The sequence below is a fragment of the Nostoc mirabile CHAB5784 genome (assembly GCF_020829645.1).
Lineage (GTDB): Bacteria > Cyanobacteriota > Cyanobacteriia > Cyanobacteriales > Nostocaceae > Nostoc > Nostoc mirabile.
Map to the genome: position 1 here is coordinate 1 of NZ_JAIVFS010000109.1, position 23,207 is coordinate 23,207.

The following is a 23,207-nucleotide window of genomic DNA, read 5'->3' on the forward strand; positions in this document are numbered from 1 at the left end:
GCTGGGGCAGATATACTACATAATTATTAAAGGTCGCGGATACTTTGAGGCTGACAAGATAATATTTTTAATCTCTAATTCCATTTGATTTGCGTTCTCTCATATCGCTTTTAGTCTAAACTCCAGTTTGAATAGGATTCTAAAAATATTTCAACCAACAAACTTTCTATCGCTTCTGCATCATGTTCAACACGATGATATCGGCTATCGGCTCTAGAAGAGACATCTTCTGGGCAGTGTTCAAGACGATTTAACGTACTTTTTCCTGCCAAGGTCATTGGTTCTTCTCCTGAAGTAATAGATTTTCCGACGGAGAGTGCGAACATTACATCGTGACGTAAAGTTTCGTGGTCATTTATGTCTTCATAACCCATTACTAAGCCGTACACTCTCTGTGCAATTAAACTACTGACAGAATGTTCAATTCGATTTTGTTTTCGGTAATCTTTAAAACATGCTGCTAGCCGTGATGTTATCTCTCTTTTTCGGTCTAGCTCCGCAATTAAAGTTAGTCCTGCATCTGATGTTACAGTCTCACCCTTGAAATTTACTACGACTGGACATGTCAATACAGATTCAAATTTGAACTGTTCCGGTATACAATCTGTTTTATTAGGGGTCATGCAATAAAGCTGCTGGAATACTTGTGCAATATAGATTTTGGCAGTTTTTGACCCCTATTTTTTTATGCTTTGTGAGAAATCCGGGGTATGTCTTTGTCTAGTTTATCTCCGGCACAAACCAACATTTGAGATTTTAGGATTATTGTTCAATATTTCTAGAAGTAAAGCTCACGAGACATTTAATTATTGGATAGAGATTTTGCGAGAAATTCTGCCAGCATCACAAATGGAAGAGGTTGCAGGAGATAGCGAAAAATATCAGCAACTCCGACAAAATCTCTCGGAATATGAATTAATTATAGATAGCGCAGAACAAGCTATAGAGAGACCTATAGACTATCAGGAGCAAAAAAAATACTACTCTGGAAAGAAAAAACTTCACACTTTAAAAAACCAGTTTATTGTGCTACCTAATGGAGCAGATATAGTGGATATTTGTCTGGGACAATTGGGCAAAATTAGTGACATTAGCTTATTCAGACAAACTAGAGATAAATTTGCGGTCACACAAAAATTTCTAGGGGATAAAGCCTACATAGGAGAAAGTGTCATTACTACTCCTCACAAGAAACCTAGAAAAGCGGAAATTTATGCATTACATAAACAAGAGAATCAACAATTATCATCTCGGAGAATTGGTGTAGAACACATGATAGCAAGGGTGAAAATATTTCGAGTGGCTAGTGAAAGATTCCGTTTATCTCTTCATCGTTATACTCAGGTAATAATGACCATTTGTGGATTAGTTCGACTGCGAATAAAACGCTCATCTATTTTAACTGTTAATCCTCTTTCATCAGTTTGTTAAAAATAGTTTATTTCTCTCCTATATTTCATCTCCCAACTATCAATTTACCATGATTATACATCTCAAACCCTCATTCTTTCGTTGTTACACCCTGGCGATCGCAATTCCTGCCATCTTCCCTGAAACTCTTTCACGGCAAGCTTTTCCCATTTCTGGATAAGTCTTATGATTTATTTGTGTGGTATCATCTAATTCCTGATCTGAAGCTTTCTCTTTCAAAAAATCATCTATCCACTTTTTAGATTGGTTAGATAACTGGGAAGTTATGTCCCGAAAAAATTTAGATTCAAAATTTCTGATAGCAGAGCGAATGATACGCTCTAATCTGGAATCTGTCGGTGGTTCAAGTTTTAAATTCCGTAGTCTCGCTACGGCTGCAAGTTTTAGCTGTTCAAATTTTAACTCATAAATTAGTGCTTGTTCGGCTAACCAATTAGTTAACTCTTTAGCATCACTAACTTTGGTTTCTTGAAATCCAAAGAATTCCCTGATTTGAGCGCGATGATATTTTATGGAGCGTCCTTGCCAATCGTAGTAAGAGTACTTTTGGGGAGAAATATCTAAAAGTTTGGCAACATAATCAACAACGATGAAGGATATTTCTTGATTATTCTGAGGAAATCTGGCATAAATCTCAAAAAATTTGAGCAATATAGCAAAACCTAACCTATTCTCGTCATTTTTCTGATTCAGTAGTGCTAATTCAAGAGGGAGTAGCGTCCAATACTCTACTAATTCTTCTGGCTGCCAGGTTTTTTTCATTAAGTCTCACTTTTCAACCAAACAGTATTCTACCTACTAACTCTATAGGTAAGGAGCCATGCTCTTTCAGCAAAGATAGTAGTGTTAGCTCATAAGATTTAAGTGTACTAGCAGCTAATCCATCTCGTGAAAGAAAAGCTGTAGCAACTTGTGCTAATGTAGTTGTCAAGTTTCACCTCTTTATCTAATTAAAAGCACTGCTATTCATTTAAAATACACACTTATATAAAATAATTAATTATACATTTTAGTACATATTAAAAGCATGGACAATACCCCCCAACCCCAAGAAATGCTGTCCCAGTACGTTAAAAGAATACGCACAAGCCTTTCGCTAAGTCAAAATGATTTGGCCCTTAAGGCAGGCATTCATCTTCAAAGTTTAGGTAAGATTGAACGAGGCATGACTACTAAGCTCAATAGTAAAAGCCAGCGTGGATTAGCTCGCGCATTGCAGGTTCCATCTGAGTACCTTGATGCGGTTATCCGGGGTGTACCCATGTCTGCAACCGATGTCCTTAAATTTTGCCCCCACTGCTGGACTCCCGGAACAACTCTTGAAGAAATTTGGTTATTGCCGCGATCGCAGTTCTGTTTTCTGTGCGGAACTAGGTTACGTAATAGTTGTGCTAAGTGTAACGAACCTATTACGTCTTTGAAATTTCGTTTTTGTCCTTACTGTGGCTTTCCATATAAGGTATCTAAGGATTCTGAATCTCAAAGCTAGCCGCAACATTAGTGGTATTATTTATTACTTTTATCCAAAATTACTCAAATCAAATTTTCTCATTTTTCTAAACTAAACTGTTTAGTTTGCACTTCATGACAGCCTCGCTAGTTCTACCCCTGATAGTGAGCAAAAACTTCTCGAAAAGCCACTACTCAGATAAGCGTTAGGCATTGTCATTGCCGCTATTAACTGCTATGTCGAAATGCAACACGTCTTCGCGATCGCCCAGCTTTGTATAAAGTTTAATGGCTGGATCGTCACCGATATCCGCCTGGACGAAAATGACATAAGCTCCACATGCTGCTGCTACTTCCTTCAAGCTTCTGAATTAATGCCGTTGCGATCCCCTCCCGTCGGTGTGCGGCGGCAACAGCTAGATCGTAGATGTAAATCTCGCTGCGCTCCTGCTCGAACTTTTTAAGCTCGTAGGCAGTGAGACCGCCAACGACCTCACCTTCTTTCAATGCGGCGATCGCAATGAAGTAGTCACTATCAAGCAGTTGCCGCAGATAGTCTGCACTAGGCGGATTCCCATAGGTCTCCACCTCATCGAACGCCTCACCAAAGGTCGCTAATAGAGCTTCCATTAATGCAACGTCCTCCGGCACAATCTGTTGAATGCTTAAGTTCATTGGTATTTCCTAAGCTATATTCCTGCTGAACGGCTAAATCCTGCTCGTTCATACAATATCAGACGAAAGGCTAAACCCAAAATTCAGTTGATTATCGTTTGCTGTTATGGCTGTCTTTGGGGTGCAGTTATCGGAATTGCGACGTTATTTATCAAGCCCAGCGTGACTGTGGCGGCGATTGGGTTGGGTTTTACGGCTGGGGTGTCTAGGAAATTGTTGGTTCAAAAAGGAGAATAAATCATGGAACGCAGAATCATTGATTTAAGCGGCGGAAAGTAGATTAAACAAATCTTAGGTGGTTATGTAGAAGACAAAAAAGAGTCACCAACTCTTTCTTCAACAGAATCAATCTGAATCTAACGCTGATTCGGGAGCAACGCGATTTTGTGAGGTCGGGGAAAAAACAAGCGATCGCTAATAAATATATTTAAGCACTTAGTATTTTTATTACCTAAAAGCAAAGAGTAGGCAGCAGAAAAAATCCTTTCAATGAACCTCAAAAGGTTACTCGTAAAGAAGTATAGTGATTGGTTTAAAAAATATTGGCGCTTCATCTCTAGTACTTAGTATTGATTATGGCAATTGTTTTGGTGAATTGGAAATTACTGTATAAAATGTTCAAACAGTATTGGGTTTAATAAAGGAATTAAATATAGAATCACAAAAATTATCCCAAGTTTTAGCTATCCATTGACACCGAAGATGTATAGCAACGGACAAGGCGGTTAGGACGCTAGGCGAAGTACATATTCCATAGCATCCCTTATACAGTCAAATTGAATTAGTTGTTGACGAATTCGATTCTTTAACCATGACCAACATCTCTCAATTTTGTTCAGGTCAGGTGAATAAGATGGCAAGTATTTTAACTGACAGCCTGCTGCTGAAATTAATTCTTGAATACGCCCACCTTTATGAAATGTGGCATTATCTGCAATTACTATTTGTCCAGGTTTTAACGATGGGAGTAAACAAGTTTCTAACCAAGTTTCAATAACATTGCGGTTACAAGCACCCTCAACAGTAAAATTTAGTATTTGACCTTTCTTTAAAGTTTTTCGCGCCTTTTTAAACCATTGCTGCCGCTCATTATTTGTGTTAAACGCAGCATCGGCAAAATCTTGTAAATGTGATGCGGCGTGATAAAAATCTAATAATTGATAAGTGTCAGGTGGGCATTTTAACTTTTTTAGTAAAGGGGAAATATGTATCCAAATCCAAATCCAATCTGCACCGTCTGCAATTAACAACACTTGTTTCGCTTGACTAATCCCTAAATTAACCAAGTACATCTCTAATATCTGTAAAAATCCTTGATATCCTGAATACGTCCCATCATTGGTAATAGGAATCTCTCCATTGATGATTTTTTTACCCTCCTCATTTATTACATAAATTGTTAATAACTTTGGCTCAATCCATTCTCCTGTAAAGCCTAAACGATTAGTCTTTACCTTACGCCTTCCCTTATTGTTAATCCGAATCCGGGTACGACCGCCATCCACAGCAATGACAACACGTTGGTCTTTCAGAACATTACTTGTAGCTAAACTGCCCAGAGCTAAAAAAAGTTAATTTCGATTGGCGTAAATTTATGCCAATTTTACCAAAGTAATATGTTAGCCGTTCTATGCGTTTTAGGCTGATATTTATGCCCCAATCAATTAATGTTGTCCGCGCTGCCTCAAACGAGGCAGCAATTGCACCATATTGGGCAATAGTCGATAAAACGTTAGGGGTTAACCCCTCAGACATTCCCAAATATCTTAAAAAGGGACAATTATATTTTACTTAAATATATTTTTTAGCGATCGCACCTTTTTCACCCAACCTCACAAAATCGCGTTGCTCCCCTTGACTGTTGGTGGTGGAATAAACTCCAGTAATTGCACTACCCCAGCCAATGGCAACGAGAGAGAACAAGTAATACCTCTACTCGATAAAGTTAAACTTAAAACATTAAAACGTGGCTTTTTGCACGTAAGCGAATCAAAGTACTAGCTGCTGATAAAGGTTACGACTCGAAACAAAAACGCGCTGACCTGCGGAAACGAGGTATTCGTCCTCAAATCCCGAAACGAGTTTGGAAAACCAAGAAAAATAGAGGAAGACCAATCAAAATCTCTGTTCCTAGATTTCAACAAGAGCAGTGTTTTGCTTGGTATCAGCGCAAATACCGCCGTCTCGTTGTAATAGGGGAACGTCAAAAAGTTTACTTCGACGCATTCATTGACCTTGCTACAATCCACATCTGGATTAACAAAATATTATTATTGGGATAGGTTCATGTAATGTATATACCCATTGGCAACGTCTACCGTCGGCATCGCACTTATCTTAATATTTTCTCAATTTCCTTTAGGATCTCAGCTAAAAAAGGAGCATCTGATTTAACGATATTATCCTCACTCCCATCATGTTTATGATGAGGAAAGGTAGAAAGATTTAATTTTCGGTGATGTTCAGTATTGTCATAGCGAAAAATTAGATTATTCTCTGAATTCATATATTGATAACTATACATTTTTCTATCTAGGGATATTTCAACATAGATAAATTCCCTCAAATGCAGCAAGGAATTATCTTTAAATTCGAGTTTGGCTCTAATAAAACCTTCATACATTCCTCTTTTTTCATTTTCTACATCAAATATTTTAACTATCTCTGAGGATTCAATTAAAAGCTGAATTTGCTGAAAATAATCTTCAATCAACAAAATCAATCTCCTCTATTGACTCTTTTGTTTGTTGTAAATGTGCCAACATTCTCGCCTCTCCAATCCACTCATCAAAGTCAAAGCTATGGGATAATTCATCATTATTAAATTGAGTGATAAATTCCTCAGTCGATAATTTATATCTGGTTTCAAATTCCTGAATCCGTTCTTCTGTTCTTTTGATTCCTGCTGTTACACTCTGTAATCTTTCGGACAAAGCACTTTGAATAATGCGTCTGAGGGAATCTGGATCTTTTGACCGGAGTTTGAGTTCAGCCATTATTTTTCCTCTCCTGCTACTGTTAAATCCACAAAATAGTCCTTGAATGAGCAGTTGTCATTGTATATGGAAATGGAAAATCATCTGTGAGCTATCGCACTTTTTCGATTTGACAAATTAGGCTACCACTTAAAACAATTATCAGTTATCAGTTATCAGTCTGGCTACCTACTTAATAAATAATGGTGTAGATCCGGCTTACACTAACCTGATCGGGCATAGTCTGGGAGCGCACATTGCTGGATTCACTGGTTCAACCTATCGTGAATCTACAGGGCGTTCTCTTGCTCAAATAGTAGGGCTAGATCCAGCAGGGCCTGAGTTTGAAGGCAAAGCAGCAAGCGAACGCTTAGACCCAAGTGACGCCAATCGTATTGTATCTATTCATACTAGTGAAACTTTAGGTTATGATGCTCGGTTGGCTACCCTGGATGTCTATGCCAACTGGAATGATCTATTCCGGCCTGGACAGTGGAATTTTGCTGGCAATCACGGTTATGCCAATACTCTCTATACAGAATTACTCCAAGGCAATAGTTTTACCCAGTCCAACAGTATTCTCCTGAACTTGAATACAGTAGTCAATGCTGAATTTACTGGGCACAACGATGCCAGCACAAAAAACAATTTGGCTATTGTTGCTCTGAGCCTTTTGGGTACTGCTAACAACGACACACAAGCGGGTGGTGCAGCCAATGATACCATCCGTGGTAATGCAGGAATTGACTACATTACAGGTGGCGATGGTGACGATTTCGTGTTTGGGGACGATGGTAACGATCTTCTCTATGGTGGACGTGGGAATGATTCTGCCTTCGGCGGCACTGGGAGCGATCGCCTAGTTTGGAGATGAAGGTGGCGACATACTCACAGGAGCAGATACAGCAGCAAGAGGTGTTGCTGAAGTTGACCTTTTGACTGGCGGCGCTGGGAGTGATCAGTTTGTGCTAGGTATTACTGTCGGTGTTTTCTACAGCGATGGTAATACTAGTACTTCGGGCCTGGGCGACTACGCTCTAATTGCTGATTTCAATGCCACCGAAGATACGCTGCAATTGTCTGGCTCCAACTCGAGCTATAGCTTGGGAGCAGTGCCAACTGGTTTGGCTACAGGTACAGCTTTATTCCTGAATGAAACTAGTCCTGAACTAATTGCGATCATTCAAGGTTCTAGCAACCTCACCCTTAGTGCCAGCTATTTCCTAACTGTCTAAAACATCATCTCAAATACAACTTAAAATTTTTTATCAAGTTTTAGACTTGCACTACTCAAAGTTTTTTATTTTTTTATGATGCAATACGGTTCAGTTAAGCATTTTTTCCGTCTCTCTATGTCCTCTGCGGCAAGTCGCTCCGCGTCTACGTTAAAAAAATTGACTTTAACAAGGAGTTTTAACCTTAACTGAACCGTATTGTTTTATGATGCCCAAATAAGTAATTAAAAGTAGCTAATAAAATCAGTAATTTAGATTAATAACCCAAATTGTTAGTTAACTTGGTGCTGCTCTTTAGGGGCAACTGGTCATACACTAACATTGACTAAACCAACATCAGCAAGCCATATTGTTCTGCTTTGGGTAGACACTTCTTCTAAAATTGGGGAGCGCCACTCTACCCCATAAAGCCAATTCTCTTCAAGACTAAAAATTCCTTGAATAATACGGCGTGTCGGCTGTTCACCGAAATCAACCTCAACTATGTCCCCTGAAGGGGCGACTGAAGCCTATAAAGCTGACTGTATAAGCTTCATGTCGCCCCTTCAGCTTTGCAATACAACCAAAATTTTAATTAGATATCAATATTTATCTGTTCTATCTGTCTAGCAGCTTTATCCCAAAGCTTTGCAGAAATCTCATCTTTCCAATAATTTCTGAGATTTTCTGCTTTTTTATGACTGATTCTTTCTAACATTTCTAGAACTGCGGCTAATGTTAATTGATCAACAATTGCTTCTAAAGACTCCATATATTCTTTTGTCATAACTAACCTCTTGAATAACTTTTAATATTTTTCCTATTTTTACATATTCAGATAGCTAATCTATATTATTACATTTAACAATTATATTAGGTCAAAAATGCCAACGAAATTTACAGTCGAAGTTTTGCTGAAGGCTTACGTTTCTCTATCCTTACTACCAGTAAAGTTACAAGCGATCGCAGACATCCTACTAACCCAAATATAATGAAGCTTTGAAATAGGATATAGCGGTTATCAGTCCAGTTCAGTACACTTAAGAGAGAACAATTCTACTGATAACTGGTCGCTATGAAAGCCTACTCTCTCGACTTGCGTCAGAAAGTTGTTGATGCTTATGCCTGCGGTGACATTTCCCAACGAAAACTGGCTAAAAACTTTGGCGTCACCTTAAGTTTTGTCCAAAATTTACTCAAACGCCATCGTGAATTGGGCACGATCAGCGCCAAGGTGCTTAGGCACATCAACCACATCAATCGCCCCCAGAATGGGGCATTTTTCTGGCGTTAGTTGCTCTTAATAATGCTCCCCGCTATTTCTCAGAAGATAACGATTCATGACTAAATATGTACTCAATGAGAGGTTTCAAGCGAAAACGAGTTAAGGTGTCTGTAAAAATTGCACATCTGCAATTTTTGATTGTGTTGCCAGTGAGGATGGCAATAGTTCAAGGGGTATCTAATGTCATAGTTTTTATTTTTTTATCCTTATAAAGGGATAAAGGGAGTCATTTATGGACATTTATCAGCAAATCTGGGATGCTGACCAAACTTGTAGTGGCGTTAAAGCAATTATTGATGGTCAAGATGGTGAGCCAGAGCAGGGCTACGTCAAGGTTGTAGCGGCAGCTAGAGGTGAATCAGAATTTAAGGTTTTGTCAGAAGTCAACATTCCAGAGTCAAAAATGCGGACTTACCAACTCGTCCTTGCATTGTTTGATAACTATGCTCTCGACGAAAGAGATCCTGAGATTGAAACACCTCTTGAGCGCGAGGAGGTACACAACCTTTTGTCTGCAATCGTCGATTCGGTGCAAACTAAACAGTTTCGGATTACGCCCCTCACGCTCTGAAAGTTCGCGTCGCTCGAATGACCCAAAACCAATGAGCGTTACCTTATCCCCATTAGCTACAGCTTCGGTAAAAACTGACCAATCAATTCGCAATTTGCAATTCGCAGTTCGCAGTTCGCAGTTCGCAGTTAAAAACAATTAGAAATTATGAATTGTGACTAATGCTGCTAAGACAGGGGGAAAAGAAAAATATCATCTGAATAAATTGGGTAATTTATTCTCTGGAAGTCCCTTATGCGATTAAGGAGTCAAGGAGTAGCAGCGATCGCGATTTTTTGTAGGTGTCGTGAATATAGGTGCTGTGAAATGGAGGTAGTAATGGTGCGGGTCGCCCAAAAAATTTTTTAGATAGGAAAAGCTTACTCTTCATGAAATACTTTCATTGATACGAATAAGCCAACAACATAAATACCACTGTGACACTACGAGTACAAATACTCAAGGATAAATTTAATTCATCTTTGGGACTGGAGTTTAGACTAAGCTATACAAAATGACCCAGCAGGGCTGAGTTAATCAGAGACTTAGCAAAAGTATGAATAATCTAAGGTATTAAACAGCAACAGATGCTTCTTTACGTGGTGGAGTTACTGTTTTTTTAACAATCGGGCATCGGTTTTTACGGTGACGCTTTTTTCCTGCTTTCCAACCAGGGGACTTTCCGCGAGGTTTGGGTGGAAGGGCTGGAGTACCAATCACCGCAAAAACTCCACCCATAGCTTGAGCGACTCGTCCAGGAGTCAAATTATCGAGTGACTTAACCCTTATTTTGTTTGGCTTATAGCTTTACAAGCGTGCCATTCGCTTTCAGCTCTTTGGAACGATCAAATTCAAATCCCCAAACTCATGCCACAGGTAACGATCGTTCACCGCTTCCTGATACGCCTCCCGAATGACTTTTGGCGGCAAGAAAGCAGTTAGCAAATCGAGATGGCTAGCTTCTGGCTCATGTAGCCCAGTTAAGAGTCCTTCCACGGCTTTAAGCTGGTGATTCTCGGTAATCCGGAGGCGCGTGTAGTCGTGCTTTGCCTGTACTTTGCCCGTTTTATCAACCGACGACTCCAACGCCCGAACTACGGTTGTTCCCACGGCAATCACCCGTCCGCCTGCTTGATGCGTTTGGTTAATCTTCTGTGCAGTCGCCTCACTGATAAAATACTCCTCCTCTGAGGCAAGATGTTGAGCATCTAGATCGTCATCCATGTAAGAAGAAAGCCCCGTATGCAGAACAATGTGGGCGATTTGGATGCCTTGCCGTTGCAGATTGAACAACAATTTCCAGGTGAACGCTCGACCCGCAGACGGCATTTCGGCAGACCCCGGTTCTTTGGCGTAGACGGTCTGGTAGTAATCCAAATCCCAAGGGGCAGAGACATACTCGTAGCGAATCGGCTGTCCTAGCTCGTAGAGTGAGTTGATTAATTGGGTACCGGATTGAGAAAACCGCAGCTTCCAAAGTCGAGGAATACTGCAATCGCGCTCCTCGACAACCGCGCTTAGTTGCGAACTGAAGTGAATTTGCATCCCGCTTCGCAAGCCACAGGCAAAAGGCTCACCCTGCTGGCATAGCAGCAATGCCAGCCAGGAATCATCGGGAAGATGCTCGGCTAACCGAACTTGCATACACGCTCCTACAGGTGCTTCACATCCTTCAAGAGCAGCAGGAAGGGTGCGGCTAGAGTTAAATACGAGCAAATCGCCGGAACGCAGAAAGTCACCTAATCGGTCGAAGCGGCTATGTTCGACTTGAAAGGTTTGACGATTGATCGTCATCAATCGGACGCGATCACGGGCAATGCCCCTGCGCTCCGGTGGTGCTGTGGCAGAAAGTTCTTCTGGTAGCGTGAAGGAAAAGGGGGGAGACATAGATTATTTCTGGTTGCTAAACGATACGCCAATGCTTAAGCCGCTTCGTGAGTGGCTGACTCAAATTCATCCGCCTCCTGCGCCTCAAATCGTTGTCCGTGCACAGCTTTGGACTCATCTGAGGCGAGATAAACGAAGATATCAACGATGTCTTTCGGATCGGCCCATTGGCTTGGATCTTCTTCGGGTTCAGCCGCACGGTGCATCGCGGTATTCATATTGCCGGGATCGACCCAATTCACCCGCACTGGGCTGTCTTCGAGTTCGGCTGCCCAAGTTTGTGAAAGTCCTTCAAGTCCAAACTTGGAGATGCCATACGCACCCCAACCCGGATATCCGGTAACGCCTGCATCACTCGTAACGTTGATAATCGAGCCACCCTGCTCGATCATGGCGGGCAAGACTTTCTTGATTAGCAGAAACGGGGCAATCAAATTGGTATTTAGAACGGTGTGGAAATCTTCTAAGGGGTAATCGAGCAAAAAAGGCATTGGCGAAGGTCCGATCGTAGAGGCATTATTAATCAAAACGTCGAGACGCCCCTGAAATTCATTGAGCGTCGTTGCCACTACTCTTTCAATGTCTTGCGGTTGGCTGACATCTGCTGCGATCGCTAACACCTTGACAGCGGGTGCAGCTGTTTGAACCAAACTGCGAGCCTTGTCCAGTAAATTAGTGCCACGCGCCATGATCGCAATGCCTGCCGCACCTTCACGCGCATAGGCGATCGCCATCTGCAAGCCCAATCCCTGCGAAGCGCCAGTAATCAAGGCATACTTTCCTTGTAGTCTACTCATGTGTTGACTCCTATTTGTCTCAAACCATCGAACTTGTCTAAGGATGGCTTCTACTTAAATCATACTCGGAATGATTATGAGTTGCAATTTCACTTAATTAGGCATCACCGTGCCAAAACGGGAAAATTGTACGCTAAGGCTGAAACCTATATCACATAAGCATTTCATCGATACTTATTTTCCTTAATCCGCAAAGGCCGCAACTTGTCAAAACTGGTCGCCTGCAACAAAAATTCCAGACATAATCGCCAGTGAGATTGATATGCTCCCAACCCAATGGTGACAAATGTTGCAAATATTCTTCAGGAATATTCATTCCTTGTTGTTTCAAATAGTCCACGGCTTTTTCTAAGTACACCGTATTCCACAGAACAATAGCAGCAATCACCAAATTCAAGCCACTAGCCCGATAAAACTGGTCTTCATAAGAGCGATCGCGCAATTCCCCCAGCCGATTAAAAAACACCGCCCTTTTCAAGGTATGTTTCGCCTCACCCTTGTTTAGTCCCGCCGTCGCCCGTCGCCGCAGTTCTGGACTCTGCAACCAGGAGAGAGTAAATAAAGTCCGCTCAATCCTCCCCAACTCCCGCAAAGCTAGAGCTAAACGATTCTGCCGAGGATAAGAAGCTAATTTCCTCAAAACTTAAGTATAGCAAGCAGTATAGTTTTTATAGTTCATTTGTACGTATTCGTGTAAATAGGAACAAAAATTAAGTTAAGCGATCGCTCACTTGATCACTCAATTTTTGGTGAGAAATGTTTTTGAACGATATTTTGAGCATTTTGAACTATATCTAGACCGGAAAGTTGAAAAATCCGAGTTAAATTGAAGTGATAAGGGCTGCATTTTTTTCAAAATGCTTAAATAAAACTTTTGGTTGCATAATGATTCAGATTTAAAATACGCGGACATAATATAATTCATAAATTTAGGTTTTTAATTGCCGCAAAGGATTGAAATTACGTTATTTTGTGGTCAAGGTATGATTCAAAATTTGGTTATTCAAAGGGTAAAAGCATACTAAAGATTTACTTTATAAATGGTCTCTTAGCGTCTCTTCGAGAGCGTCATTAATAAAAAGCGAATTAAGAAAAAGCGAATTGGTTTAACTAGCTACCAACATTCGTAACAGTAGCAGTAGTGTTAAAGGTGATATTACCTTTAACCTCAATAGAGCCAAATAAAGTCGAGTTACCGTTGTAATTAAAGTTCTTGATTGCCTGGAAAGTCCCTCGTGTATTAGCTGCTGCGTTCTACTGGGTCTGTTTGGTCGCCAAAGTCCCAGGTGTAGTGAAGCTGTCGTTACCTGGGTCAGTGGCGTTAGCAGCTACGGTGTAAACTGCGCCTTCATCAACATTCGTGTCACCAGAGATATTATTAATTACGGGTGCGGCGTTGTTGACTTGTACAGTTAAGGTTTCGCTAGTTGTACCGCCATTTGTATCGCTGACAGTTAAGGTGACGATATAATTGCCATCTTGGGCGAAGATATGCTCAACTGTTTGTCCTGTAGCAGGGTCGCTATCATCGCCAAAGTTCCAGGTGTAGGTGAGAGTCTCGTTACCTGGGACGGTGGCAGTGGCAGTAAAGTTGGCAACTGCACCTTCAAAAACATTAGTGTCACCAGAGATAGTATTAATAATTGGCTCAGTATTATTAACTCTAACAGTCAAGCTGTTGCTGCTGGTAGCGCCATCATTATCGGTGACGGTTAACGTCGCTGTGTATACGCCATCAGTGGTGTAGGTATGGGTGGGGTTGAGGATATTAGTCGTTGTGCTGCCGTCTCCAAAGTTCCACTCGATTGTATGGGTGTCTTTGCTGCCTGGGTCGATGAAGCTGCCATTAAAGCTTACGGCAGTTCCTTCATCTGTTGTTAAGTCTGCACCAGCATTAACTACCGGAGCAACGTTATTTACATTCAACGACAGTGTTTCTACAGTTGCTGTGCCATCTTTTTCGCTAACAGTGAGGGTGGCGGTGTAAATGCCGTTGTCAGCAAAGGTATGATTGACCGTTTGTCCGGTTAGTGGATTAGTGCGATCGCCAAAGTTCCAAGTGTAAGTCAGGTCATCACCTGGCTCAAAAGCCGTGGCGCTGAATGTTGCGGCAATGCCTTCTCTAATATTTGACTCTACTGTAATGCCGTCGATGCTGGGAGCGATGTTGTTGACGGTGACTGTAACTGTCGCCTCGTTGGAGATGGCGTTGTCGTTGTCAAGGACGATGTAGGTGAAAGTATCTGTGCCGACAAAGGTTCTGTTCGGGGTGTAGGTGAGGGTGCCGTCATTGTTAATGATCATAGAGCCTGCCTGGGGTGCAACACCGATTTCCACTGTACTGGGGTTAATCGTGCCATCTGTGTCGCTGTCATTAGCTAGGACGTTTATTGCTACGGGTTTGGCTTGGTCGGTGGTGGCGGTGTCTGCGATCGCAGTTGGGCTAATCAGGTTGTTATCAAGCAGCATGACGTTATCGATAATCACTTTCCCATCCTTTGCACCGAAGCCCAGCAGGTCGAAGTAGAGGGTGGCGACGGTTCCAAGAGCAATGCTGCTGATGTCAATTTGGACGGTGCGAGGGGTGTTGAGGGCAACTTGAGAGCCAGAGGTGTTAGCGCCTGTTACTTTAACCTTGTTACTGAAGTATGCGTTGCCTGATTGCTGGAGGTTGAGGAGGGAGTCGGTTTGGCTAAGTCCCGTGGCGGTGCCAACTAGGGAGGTGAGGGTGTCTGCATCGAGGAGGGCGACTTCAAAAGCATCGCTGGGAGCTAGGTCGCTAGTTCCCAGTTCGCTATCGACGATGGTGAACTGGAGATATTTGGCTTGTTCTGGAACAATGAATGTTTGGCTGAAGTTACTGTTGAAGGGGGAGTCTTCGCTAAGGACTGCTTGGGAGTTAAGGATAGTTGCAGCACCTCTTGAATTCCAGTTGTCTTGAGTGTCGAAGTTACCGTTGAGGATACCGATTAGGGGAGTGGAGGTGAGGGGTGCTGTTAGTATTGCAATGTTGTCTTTTGTTGCAGTGCTGCTGCGAACGGCGTTGAGGATTTGCAGGTCAACAGGCGAGGGGAGTTTGCGGACACCTGGCAACAGCGAGGCGTTCATTAGGTCGAAGGGATACAGCTTGGAGTCGAGGTGATTGCCATTTGGAGTGAGGGTGGCGCTGAAGTTGTCGCCGACGAATACCTTGGAACCGTTGACGGTTTTAATGTAGCGGTCAAATTCACTGTAGCCGTTGATTAAGCCTGCTAGGTGTCCCATTTCGTGGAGGATGGCGGTGAGCAGGTCGTATTTGCCTGCTGCTGCACCTGTGGTGGCGCGGAAAGCGCTGTCAGTGAGTGAGGTGGTGAATTCGCTGTTGTCTCTTGGGGTGGGGTCGATGAACCAGCCGATACCGTTGGCGTCGTCGATGAGGATAGTGCCACCGTTAGGGCGACCAAGTGAGTCGTAGTTGGTGATTTGGGCTTCGGCTAGTTGTTAAGTTGCCAACTTACCCAATTTGGAGTTTTTGTAGCATAGCCACATACTCCATAACGGTACCTTTCGTACCTTTGCCATCAATATTATTAACAATAGTGTTGGCAAGTTCTTTAGCGTCTTTGAGTCCATTTGAATCGGCAGCAATAGCATCAGGAGTCAAAAATAGTCCTAATCCTGCTGCTGCTAAAGGATTAGCAAGAGCAAAAAGTGCTATCCCAGCAGATGCTATGGCTAGATTAGCAGAACTATTGATAACTGGTTCTACTGCATTAAGAATACGAGTTGCATTTTCGTAGCTCTGAGGATCAGTTAGACCATTAGAATAACTGAATTTTGGAACGGCAATAGTGTAAGTTCCTCCTTGAGCCACACCAGGCCAAGGTGGTGAAGAAGTGCGGATCATGCCATCGGCGGTGACAACCCCTGACTCCTCTACAAACCAAATAGATTTCCAGTTACCATCAGCATCGGGTAATTCCCCTTGGCGTAAGAAGAATACTTCTGTTCCAGGTGCTAAATCCGCAGGAGCAGGAATTGCCAATTGAGCAGGGAGAGCTAATGAATTATTACCAAGGTCTAACTTGAATGCTCCTGCAAATGAAAAGCCCTCTGGAGTCGGCAGAGTAAGTTCTTGTGGGTTTAGTTGTTGAATGCTGACTGTAGTATCTTCCGTCAAAGAACCAGGAGCAATCATCACTCTTGCGCCATCAATAGCTTGTACAGCACCGCCATTAATACCCAAAGTTGCAGAACCTAGCTGAGGAATTTCTACTTGGACAGGAATTACTTTCTCTGCTCCTCCATAGATGACAGTTACGTTAGCAATTCCTTCGTCTAATGCAGTAATCAGACCATTTTCGGAAACTTGTAATATGTTTGAGTTGCTGACAAAGTAGCGAGTACCGTCAGCCGCAGTTTTCAAATCTGGTGACTTAATTACTTCATTGAGGCCAACCAACAACTGCCGTTGCATACCTTCTGTTAAAGTTACAGCTTGTGGATATAATTTCAGTCCGTAGCTCTCAGCGATCGCAACATTTAATTGAGTTTGGTTAGTTGGTAATAACTCACCCACCCTAAGCGCCGTCACCGCAGAGATACCATTACGCGACGCACTCAGCACCGACACCCCATCACTCAAACCCATCACCTTACCCGCAGACATCACAGCCACCGCCGCATTATCCGACGCCAACTGCAAGTAGTCATAAGGCAGAATCACATCTTGTTGGTCAGCAAAATCCCCAATCACCACCAACTCAGTACTTCCACCCACATCCAACCGCAAACCCCGCCGTGCAAAATCAAGATTCACCAACGCTGCATTACTGACATTCACCGTCACCTTAGCTGGTGCAGAACTACTAAACCCATCCGAAGCAACAACATCAAAACTCGCCGTTCCCGAATAACCAGCAGTCGGCAAAAAGAAAGCAGAATGACCATCACGAGTAAACGTCACCGCCCCATTCACCGGATTAATAATCCGGTAGAAAATTGCATCCCCTTCAGGATCAGTAGCTAATTTATCCAGTGCAACGCTAGTTGATAAATCAGTGTGAGTCAGCACAGATGTAGAATTGACTACAGGCGCACGATTCGCGGTAAAGCCATAATTACTGCCCAGAATCTGCACATCAGTAGCATTGATTACACCATCTCTATTAAAGTCATAGCTAGCATTAATATTAGATGTGTCCCATTAACCCCAATCTCCTGCGTAACACCACCAGCATAACTCAAGTGATAAACAGTACCATCTGCGGAGGAAAGCGTATAATCAGCACCATCAAACTCCCCACTGCCAAGATTATAAGCATGACCCGTCTTCAGGTCATAGAAACGATTACCAGCCAAAGTCAGTTTCGCATCAGCTGAAGAGAGGGTATAATTTACCCCGGAATCTGCCACCCAACTAGGTGTGTAATAAGTAAGACCAGGAATAATGTGTTTCTGCGGTGCAAACGTAAACCCAACCCTTGACCCAGTAGGAGTAGTCAGATAAAGCCTTGTCCCAACACGGAATGGCTCGTATACGCCCAATTCTTCACGCCCAGTCAGTGGTACATTGGTTTGAATGTTGGTATCTAAAGAAGCCAACTGCCAACCGTTACCAAAGCTGCCAACTTCATCAGCGTTGAGAGAACTGTAGGTGCGTACCAAAGAAAGAGGAGTGAGGGAGGAGGAAAAGGTGAAGGATAAATCAGTTTCAGTTCTGGTATAGGCACTTGGCTTGGTGCCAGTATTGACCTCGACTAGTGCTTGAGTTGATGAAGTGCGTTCGTCGAAGACGTTGCCGAAGGCATCGCTAATATCAGTCGCCAAGAGACGCAACTGATAGAAACCATTTTCTAGCTTACCAGGGTCAAATTGAATGAGAGTAAGATCGCTTACCGAACCATGACCACTAGCCAGTGGACTGTATACATTTTCACCAAAATCAGCGATTTCTAGTACCCAGTTATCAAGATTGCGATCGCTAACACTGCCAATAATATTAGTGAGACTGGTAAGTAACGCACCATCCAACCCAGGCGCAAATGTAACTACTGGTGCAGCCTGATCCTGGAGGTCGCGCACCTTAACTACAGTACTGTTGTGACCGACGCGACCATCTGCATCAGTTGCAGTCACATCGACAACCAAGCGACCAGGAGTAGTTGGGGTAATCTCAATAGAGCCTTGACTATCAACAGTTACAGGTCTACCATCAACTGTGGCAGTTAAATTGGTAATTGCAGCCAAGCCATTGGCGAGAGTTTGCACTATCACCTTTTGTCCTGGTACAGCCGGGAAGCTGGGAGTCAGGTCAAGGGTAACGTCGGTGCTTGAGGGGCAAGGGCAACACGTACTGTTGATGTCTGCGTTACTGTTGCCTCACCATCACTAACAGTATAAGTGAGTGCATAATCACCTACCTGTCCGGGATTGGGTGTCCAGGTAAACTCTCCTGTCGCTGCATCCAGTATTGCACCATCTGGTAAATCAACAGCACTATAGGTAAGATTTGTATTCCTATCTGGGTCAGTGCCTCTAACTGTAAATTGCAGCTTTTCACCCAGTGCTACAGCATGATTTGATACATTAATAGCTGGACTGCGATTGACGTTGGCAACGCGCAGGGTAACATCGCGGATATCGCTAGCACCTTGGGGATCAGTCGCTGCAAAGTTTAAGACATATTCTCCCGCCTGTTCATAGTTTGGCTTCCAAGTAAACTTGCCTGTACGGGGGTCAAAGGATGCACCATTTGGTAGAGGTGAAACAGCAGAATAGATTAAAGAATCGTTATCAATGTCTGCTGCTGCTGAGGTAAACTCAATGGAGTTATTTTCTTGCGCTGTTTGGATGGGTAGCGGTGCGAGTACGGGAGCCTGATTTGTATTGTTTACAAGAATTGCAATGGTTTGAGAACTGCTCTTATTTCCATCACTAGCAGTTAAGGTAATGTTCTCATAAGTTCTTGCTTGAGAGAAAGTGGGCGTCCAAGTGAGTATTCCTTGTAGTGGGTCAAGTACTGCGCCTGGGGGCAAGTTGGCTGCAAAGTAGGTAAGAACATCGCCATCAGCATCAGTAGCCGCTAATTGCAGACTTAGGGTTTGTTCTTCCGCCGCAGAGGAATTGCCAATGGTGGAGAGTACAGGTGCAGTGTTGGCAGTACGCACAACTAAATTAAAGGCTTGCTGACTTGTAAGGATTTCGTTAATACTGCCATTGCCGCTGTCACTAACTTGAATCGTTACAGTATATGTGTTGATATCTGCAATTGTTGGCGTCCAGCGGAAGACTGCTTCACCGTAAGTTGCAGTCGGGGTAAGGGTGGCACCATCAGGTAGACCACTTAAATTAAAGGTTAAATTATCTTGGTTGCGATCGCTTGCTTTAACTAGAAATTCTAAAGTCTCTCCCACAACTGTAACTTTATTACCAATGAAGGGCAATTTCGGTGCGTCATTGAGTGCATTCACTGAAACAACAAAGGTATATTCATCCTGTTGCACAGCGTTTTCACCGTCACCATTACCGTTATCACTTGCAGTCAAGATAAAGGAGTAATCGCCGCTATCGTTGTCAGCGCCTGGTGCCAAACGTAAAGTGGCAGTGCGATCACTATTGTCAGTAAAACTGATATGCTTGAGTAATACTGTCTCCGTACTGCTTGACAATATTACCCGTTTGAGCATCAAGTTGTAGTAAGGGGCCACCACCCGTAGTTGCCCAGAGGCTACCATTGCTATCAGTCGCTAGGTCAAAAATGGGATACTGCAAAGTGGTAATCGGAGTAGTTGCAGCCCCACCTGTTGGGGAGAAGTTGTACAGAGAACCCCGATTGGCACCACCACTAGCCAGTACTGAACCATCTTTAAGAACAGCGATCGCTAAGGGTGCTATATTAGCATGGCTATTGGGAATACCTGTAGCAAAGTCAGAAGCAATGAAGGGACGTAAAACACTGCTAAACTCAGATGGGCTTGTGGGTGTAGCAGATGGAATGCCAAGTTTTGCTTCTAAGAATAGTTGATTTGTTGACGGTTGCGGTTGGGGTAGAGGTGGCGCACCCAACTGAGGTTGAGTCGTTTTCTCAACTGTTGGTAAAGTCCCTAAGTTAACCGCAGAACCATCATTGGGGGTACTAATTCCTAAAGATGGTTGTTCTTTATTGCCTGCATTGTCAGTAGCCAGTGCCAAAAACTCATAGCTATGTCCGCTACGACCAACATAAACACCACTCGTTGAGGTGGTTTGCTGTTGCCAAATCTTGAAATCGCCGCCATCTTCAGCGACATAAACAGTTACGTGCTTAATTCCAGAACCAGCTGCATCATCAGTTGCCGTCCACTTCACCAAATAATCAGAACCACCTGCAACTAATGGTGTAGCGCTGAGTATAGTTGTTGGGGCAGTACCATCAATAATGTTGGTGACTTCTGCCGTGTCTAGGGGGGCAGCAGTATTGTAAATTACTCTGGCAGCGCTGGTAATTTCTGTTCCAGTCGCACTACCAGTTTTGGGGAGAATGGTGTAGCTGACAAAGGCACTGCCAACACCGTTCGCTTTATTGGGTGGCAATAGACCAATGTTGCGGTTTTGTACCACTTCCCCAGTATTCGGGTCAATTGCTTGGATTAACCAAGTAGCAGTGTTAGAAATTACATCTAAACCAGCGCTCACCCGTAAAATAAAGCCTTTGCTGCTGGTAAAATCGAAATCTCCAGAGAAAGTGCCACGCCCTGTAGGAATATGAATCTGAATATCGCCCAGGCGCAGAGAACCTAACTGGAAGGTACGCGGATTGAAATCATCATCACCGCGAGGGCTAGACTGGGGTGCATCTGTAATTACAAAGACGTAGTAGGAACCTACAAAGTCAGTGGGCAGTTGTAGATTTCCTTCTCTGTTGGTTGGGGATGGTCGATTTTTGTCACGGGTTAACCAAATGGTATCTGTCCAGCATCCCGGTCGGTTTCGCCAATTCCCAAATTTGTGACGGTGTAGCGGACTTTTATCTTAGAACCTTCAAATGCTTGGGTAGGAGCAATTACATTACTTGTAACTAGGTCAGCAGGTGGCAGTGAATTTATATTTAATTTGACTACTTTAGTATTGTTAGACTCTCGGGGATATTCGTCTACTAGCCCCGAAGCATCTGCTTGGACAATCAGGTAGGCTTCACCCCGAAAGTATTTGGGAATCACCAGGGTATTAGCCTGGGTGCGGTAACTTTCAAGAGATGCTAAGGCTGCACCATTGCTAAAACTGCCCAAGGAGAGGTCGTCGTAACTAATTTTGTTATCTAGGGACAAATAAACGCGGTCTTGCCAGTTGGGTGTATTTGTGCCAACTGTGCCTTCATTGCTGATGATGAAGTCCAAGGAAATCGTGCCACCTGCATTCGCACTAGTGGGTGCAATAATCTCCGACAAGAGCAAGTCAGGACGAGGAGTTAAACTAACTAAGAGATTATTGGGATTTGTACTGCTGGTGTTGTTATTAGTAACACCGTTCTCGTACAGAGAGTTAGTCGTGTTGGTTTTGACTACAACCTCATACAGACCTTGCTCTTTAGAAGACAGGACAAATTGTTCAGAGCGGGTGTAGTTTTTGCCTGCTTGTAAACCGTTACCATAGGTAAAGCTGCCCAAGGAGATTAATTGTTCTCCAGAACCTACCTGTTTGAGGAATATTTGGTCTGTCCAAGAACCAACTGCATCACCTACGCCGGAGTTCGCTACTGTCCATGATACATCAATCTTGTTACCAGATTGGGCTGCTGTGGGAGATGTAACGTTTGTTACTACTAGGTCGGGAGGAGGAGTGAAATTTACTTGAACTGCATTGGAAGTGCGGCTGTTGTTATCAGTATAAATAAACTCGAATGGCCCACCTGTAGTTACAACTAGGTAGTAATTACCAGAAAGTCCGTTGGGCAGGGTAACATCAACAGAGGGATTGTAAGTCTTACCTACGGCTAATGCGCCTACGTGTTCAAAGCTGCCTAAATCTGCAATGATATTTTTGCCTTCGGGGTCACTTGCTAACTTTATACGGTCTGTCCAAGAACTGGTGTTGGTTATCCCAATACCGGAGTTGGCAACTTTCCAGGATACTTGCAAAAGTTGACCGCTACTTGCAGAAGCCTTAGCTTGGACTTCTGAAACAAGCAAGTCTGCGTAGGGGGTACGGACGACGCTGAAGCTATTATTTGCAGTATTCGTATTATTTGTCTCTAAGCTGTTCTCAAATACCTGAGAAGTGGCATCAGTTTGCACAAATAAGTTATACCGTCCTTGGAAACCAGGAGTCAGTAGTAGTTTTTCCGAACGGGTGTAACTTTCGTTTTTCTCCAAAAATCCGTCGTGGGTGAAGTTAGCCAGCACAATGTCGTCTGAGTTCCCGATTGTGCTATCTAATGAGGCAATAATTCTGTCAACCCATCTGCTAGTTTTACCGATGCCAGTGCCAAGGTTGGTTACTGTCCAGTCTATGGTTACACTCGCTGGGTCGCCGATGGTTAAGGTAGGTGCTGTCACATTAGAAACAGCTAAGTCTGCGTAGGGTGCTAGTTCGATTTGAATTAAGCTGCTAGCAAGGTTATTTTCTTCACCAGTGATTTCAATTACTTGTTTGTTGGCATCTGTGACTACTAATAAATAGCGATCTCCACTTACAGAAAGAGGTAAATTCAGGTTAAGCTGTGCTGCGTAGCTACTATTTGCTGCCAAAAATCCATCATGCTGGAGTTCTTTGAGGAATAGGTCACTGGTGTCAAATTTATTATCTCTGGAAAGATATATGCGGTCAGTCCAATTACTAGGGGTGTCTGTTGAGCCTGTATTAGCGCTCTTTTATGTCTCTGGTGAGAGAAAAATGCTCTGATTTGCTGAGATTTTTGAAATTCCTTGAAGACTGTGAACAATACAGGCGCTGCTATGTCGGAAATATTGAGAAGTAATCAAATAT

General features: G+C 43.1%; 23 protein-coding genes and 7 pseudogenes. 8 read left to right on the top strand and 22 right to left on the bottom strand.

Annotation, left to right across the window (positions count from 1 at the left end; translation table 11 throughout):
• Window positions 1–131: 131 nt before the first annotated feature.
• Window positions 132–623: pseudogene (locus tag LC653_RS37030) on the bottom strand (transposase); the annotation flags it as partial.
• 37 nt (window positions 624–660) lie between these two features.
• On the opposite strand from LC653_RS37030, the gene LC653_RS37035 reads away from it, so the two are divergent.
• Window positions 661–1,431 carry a transposase family protein gene (locus tag LC653_RS37035; protein ID WP_229500163.1) on the top strand — a complete coding sequence of 257 codons (771 nt, stop codon included), beginning with the start codon at window positions 661–663 and terminating at the stop codon, window positions 1,429–1,431.
• Between the two features lie 165 nt (window positions 1,432–1,596).
• Here LC653_RS37035 and LC653_RS37040 read toward each other — a convergent pair.
• Together LC653_RS37040 and LC653_RS37045 are read right to left on the bottom strand one after the other, a co-directional pair.
• Window positions 1,597–2,193 (bottom strand): annotated as a pseudogene (locus LC653_RS37040) (DUF4158 domain-containing protein); the annotation flags it as partial.
• Window positions 2,194–2,206: 13 nt separating this feature from the next.
• Window positions 2,207–2,362, bottom strand: coding sequence for a hypothetical protein (locus tag LC653_RS37045; protein WP_229500171.1), 156 nt, complete (start codon window positions 2,360–2,362; stop codon window positions 2,207–2,209).
• Between the two features lie 96 nt (window positions 2,363–2,458).
• Between LC653_RS37045 and LC653_RS37050 the strand changes: the two genes are divergently transcribed.
• On the top strand, window positions 2,459–2,920 hold the full coding sequence (locus tag LC653_RS37050) for a double zinc ribbon domain-containing protein (RefSeq protein WP_229500173.1): 462 nt from the start codon (window positions 2,459–2,461) through the stop codon (window positions 2,918–2,920).
• A 166-nt stretch (window positions 2,921–3,086) separates the two neighbouring features.
• Here the strand turns inward: LC653_RS37050 and LC653_RS37055 are convergent.
• The 4 genes and pseudogenes from LC653_RS37055 to LC653_RS46530 all read right to left on the bottom strand — a co-directional run bounded on the left by LC653_RS37055 (window position 3,087) and on the right by LC653_RS46530 (window position 5,478).
• Window positions 3,087–3,555 (bottom strand): annotated as a pseudogene (locus LC653_RS37055) (AAC(3)-I family aminoglycoside N-acetyltransferase).
• Between the two features lie 725 nt (window positions 3,556–4,280).
• A pseudogene (locus LC653_RS37060) lies at window positions 4,281–4,583 on the bottom strand (transposase); the annotation flags it as partial.
• A 2-nt stretch (window positions 4,584–4,585) separates the two neighbouring features.
• Window positions 4,586–5,334, bottom strand: a pseudogene (locus tag LC653_RS37065) (ISLre2 family transposase); the annotation flags it as partial.
• A gap of 12 nt (window positions 5,335–5,346) precedes the next feature.
• The gene (locus LC653_RS46530) at window positions 5,347–5,478 is read right to left on the bottom strand and encodes a hypothetical protein (RefSeq protein ID WP_267923358.1); all 132 of its coding nucleotides are present in this window, start codon (window positions 5,476–5,478) and stop codon (window positions 5,347–5,349) included.
• A gap of 134 nt (window positions 5,479–5,612) precedes the next feature.
• Here LC653_RS46530 and LC653_RS47605 point away from each other — a divergent pair, with 134 nt between their 5' ends.
• A complete protein-coding gene (locus LC653_RS47605; protein WP_372478272.1) occupies window positions 5,613–5,837 on the top strand; it encodes a hypothetical protein in 225 nt (74 codons plus the stop codon).
• Window positions 5,838–5,887: 50 nt separating this feature from the next.
• Here the strand turns inward: LC653_RS47605 and LC653_RS37070 are convergent, their stop codons facing one another.
• Together LC653_RS37070 and LC653_RS37075 are read right to left on the bottom strand one after the other, a co-directional pair.
• Complete coding sequence (locus LC653_RS37070) at window positions 5,888–6,271, bottom strand: toxin-antitoxin system TumE family protein (protein ID WP_229500175.1); 384 nt, start codon at window positions 6,269–6,271, stop codon at window positions 5,888–5,890.
• Window positions 6,261–6,551, bottom strand: coding sequence for a hypothetical protein (locus LC653_RS37075; protein ID WP_229500176.1), 291 nt, complete (start codon window positions 6,549–6,551; stop codon window positions 6,261–6,263). Before LC653_RS37075 ends, LC653_RS37070 begins: the two co-directional genes overlap by 11 nt.
• A gap of 175 nt (window positions 6,552–6,726) precedes the next feature.
• Here LC653_RS37075 and LC653_RS46535 point away from each other — a divergent pair, with 175 nt between their 5' ends.
• Together LC653_RS46535 and LC653_RS37085 are read left to right on the top strand one after the other, a co-directional pair.
• On the top strand, window positions 6,727–7,404 hold the full coding sequence (locus LC653_RS46535; RefSeq protein ID WP_308189205.1) for an alpha/beta hydrolase family protein: 678 nt from the start codon (window positions 6,727–6,729) through the stop codon (window positions 7,402–7,404).
• A 61-nt stretch (window positions 7,405–7,465) separates the two neighbouring features.
• On the top strand, window positions 7,466–7,765 hold the full coding sequence (locus LC653_RS37085; RefSeq protein ID WP_229500179.1) for a hypothetical protein: 300 nt from the start codon (window positions 7,466–7,468) through the stop codon (window positions 7,763–7,765).
• Window positions 7,766–8,073: 308 nt separating this feature from the next.
• Here the strand turns inward: LC653_RS37085 and LC653_RS37090 are convergent, their stop codons facing one another.
• Both LC653_RS37090 and LC653_RS37095 read right to left on the bottom strand, forming a co-directional pair.
• Complete coding sequence (locus LC653_RS37090; protein WP_308189206.1) at window positions 8,074–8,250, bottom strand: DUF1392 family protein; 177 nt, start codon at window positions 8,248–8,250, stop codon at window positions 8,074–8,076.
• Between the two features lie 89 nt (window positions 8,251–8,339).
• Window positions 8,340–8,531, bottom strand: coding sequence for a hypothetical protein (locus LC653_RS37095; RefSeq protein WP_229500181.1), 192 nt, complete (start codon window positions 8,529–8,531; stop codon window positions 8,340–8,342).
• Window positions 8,532–8,819: 288 nt separating this feature from the next.
• Here LC653_RS37095 and LC653_RS37100 point away from each other — a divergent pair, with 288 nt between their 5' ends.
• Together LC653_RS37100 and LC653_RS37105 are read left to right on the top strand one after the other, a co-directional pair.
• Entirely contained in the window at window positions 8,820–9,038 is a 219-nt protein-coding gene (locus LC653_RS37100) for an IS630 transposase-related protein (protein WP_229500182.1), read from the top strand.
• Between the two features lie 223 nt (window positions 9,039–9,261).
• Entirely contained in the window at window positions 9,262–9,600 is a 339-nt protein-coding gene (locus LC653_RS37105; protein WP_229500184.1) for a hypothetical protein, read from the top strand.
• Here LC653_RS37105 and LC653_RS37110 read toward each other — a convergent pair.
• The 6 genes and pseudogenes from LC653_RS37110 to LC653_RS37135 form a co-directional block, all read right to left on the bottom strand.
• Window positions 9,574–9,714 (bottom strand): annotated as a pseudogene (locus tag LC653_RS37110) (HU family DNA-binding protein); the annotation flags it as partial. The gene LC653_RS37105 and the pseudogene LC653_RS37110 overlap by 27 nt on opposite strands.
• A gap of 438 nt (window positions 9,715–10,152) precedes the next feature.
• Window positions 10,153–10,344, bottom strand: a complete 192-nt coding sequence (locus LC653_RS37115; RefSeq protein ID WP_229500185.1) for a hypothetical protein — start codon at window positions 10,342–10,344, stop codon at window positions 10,153–10,155.
• A 63-nt stretch (window positions 10,345–10,407) separates the two neighbouring features.
• Entirely contained in the window at window positions 10,408–11,466 is a 1,059-nt protein-coding gene (locus LC653_RS37120) for an S-adenosylmethionine:tRNA ribosyltransferase-isomerase (protein ID WP_229500186.1), read from the bottom strand.
• A 35-nt stretch (window positions 11,467–11,501) separates the two neighbouring features.
• Entirely contained in the window at window positions 11,502–12,263 is a 762-nt protein-coding gene (locus tag LC653_RS37125; RefSeq protein WP_229500188.1) for an SDR family NAD(P)-dependent oxidoreductase, read from the bottom strand.
• A gap of 151 nt (window positions 12,264–12,414) precedes the next feature.
• Window positions 12,415–12,906: pseudogene (locus LC653_RS37130) on the bottom strand (Tn3 family transposase); the annotation flags it as partial.
• Between the two features lie 611 nt (window positions 12,907–13,517).
• The gene (locus LC653_RS37135; RefSeq protein WP_229500190.1) at window positions 13,518–15,527 is read right to left on the bottom strand and encodes a PKD domain-containing protein; all 2,010 of its coding nucleotides are present in this window, start codon (window positions 15,525–15,527) and stop codon (window positions 13,518–13,520) included.
• Window positions 15,528–15,543: 16 nt separating this feature from the next.
• On the opposite strand from LC653_RS37135, the gene LC653_RS37140 reads away from it, so the two are divergent.
• Window positions 15,544–15,717, top strand: a complete 174-nt coding sequence (locus LC653_RS37140; protein WP_229500192.1) for a hypothetical protein — start codon at window positions 15,544–15,546, stop codon at window positions 15,715–15,717.
• Window positions 15,718–15,756: 39 nt separating this feature from the next.
• Here the strand turns inward: LC653_RS37140 and LC653_RS37145 are convergent, their stop codons facing one another.
• From LC653_RS37145 to LC653_RS47065, 5 genes are all read right to left on the bottom strand, one after another.
• Window positions 15,757–17,382: an Ig-like domain-containing protein gene (locus LC653_RS37145; protein ID WP_229500193.1), complete on the bottom strand. Its 1,626-nt coding sequence runs from the start codon at window positions 17,380–17,382 to the stop codon at window positions 15,757–15,759.
• A gap of 14 nt (window positions 17,383–17,396) precedes the next feature.
• Window positions 17,397–18,518, bottom strand: coding sequence for a DUF6531 domain-containing protein (locus LC653_RS47060; protein ID WP_229500194.1), 1,122 nt, complete (start codon window positions 18,516–18,518; stop codon window positions 17,397–17,399).
• A 32-nt stretch (window positions 18,519–18,550) separates the two neighbouring features.
• Window positions 18,551–19,954 (bottom strand): putative Ig domain-containing protein, encoded by a 1,404-nt coding sequence (locus tag LC653_RS37155; protein ID WP_229500196.1) that lies wholly within the window; start codon window positions 19,952–19,954, stop codon window positions 18,551–18,553.
• A complete protein-coding gene (locus LC653_RS37160; RefSeq protein ID WP_229500197.1) occupies window positions 19,863–20,918 on the bottom strand; it encodes a hypothetical protein in 1,056 nt (351 codons plus the stop codon). The genes LC653_RS37155 and LC653_RS37160 overlap by 92 nt, the downstream gene beginning before the upstream one ends.
• Window positions 20,919–21,175: 257 nt before the next feature.
• A complete protein-coding gene (locus LC653_RS47065) occupies window positions 21,176–22,969 on the bottom strand; it encodes a CARDB domain-containing protein (protein WP_372478271.1) in 1,794 nt (597 codons plus the stop codon).
• Window positions 22,970–23,207 lie beyond the last annotated feature (238 nt).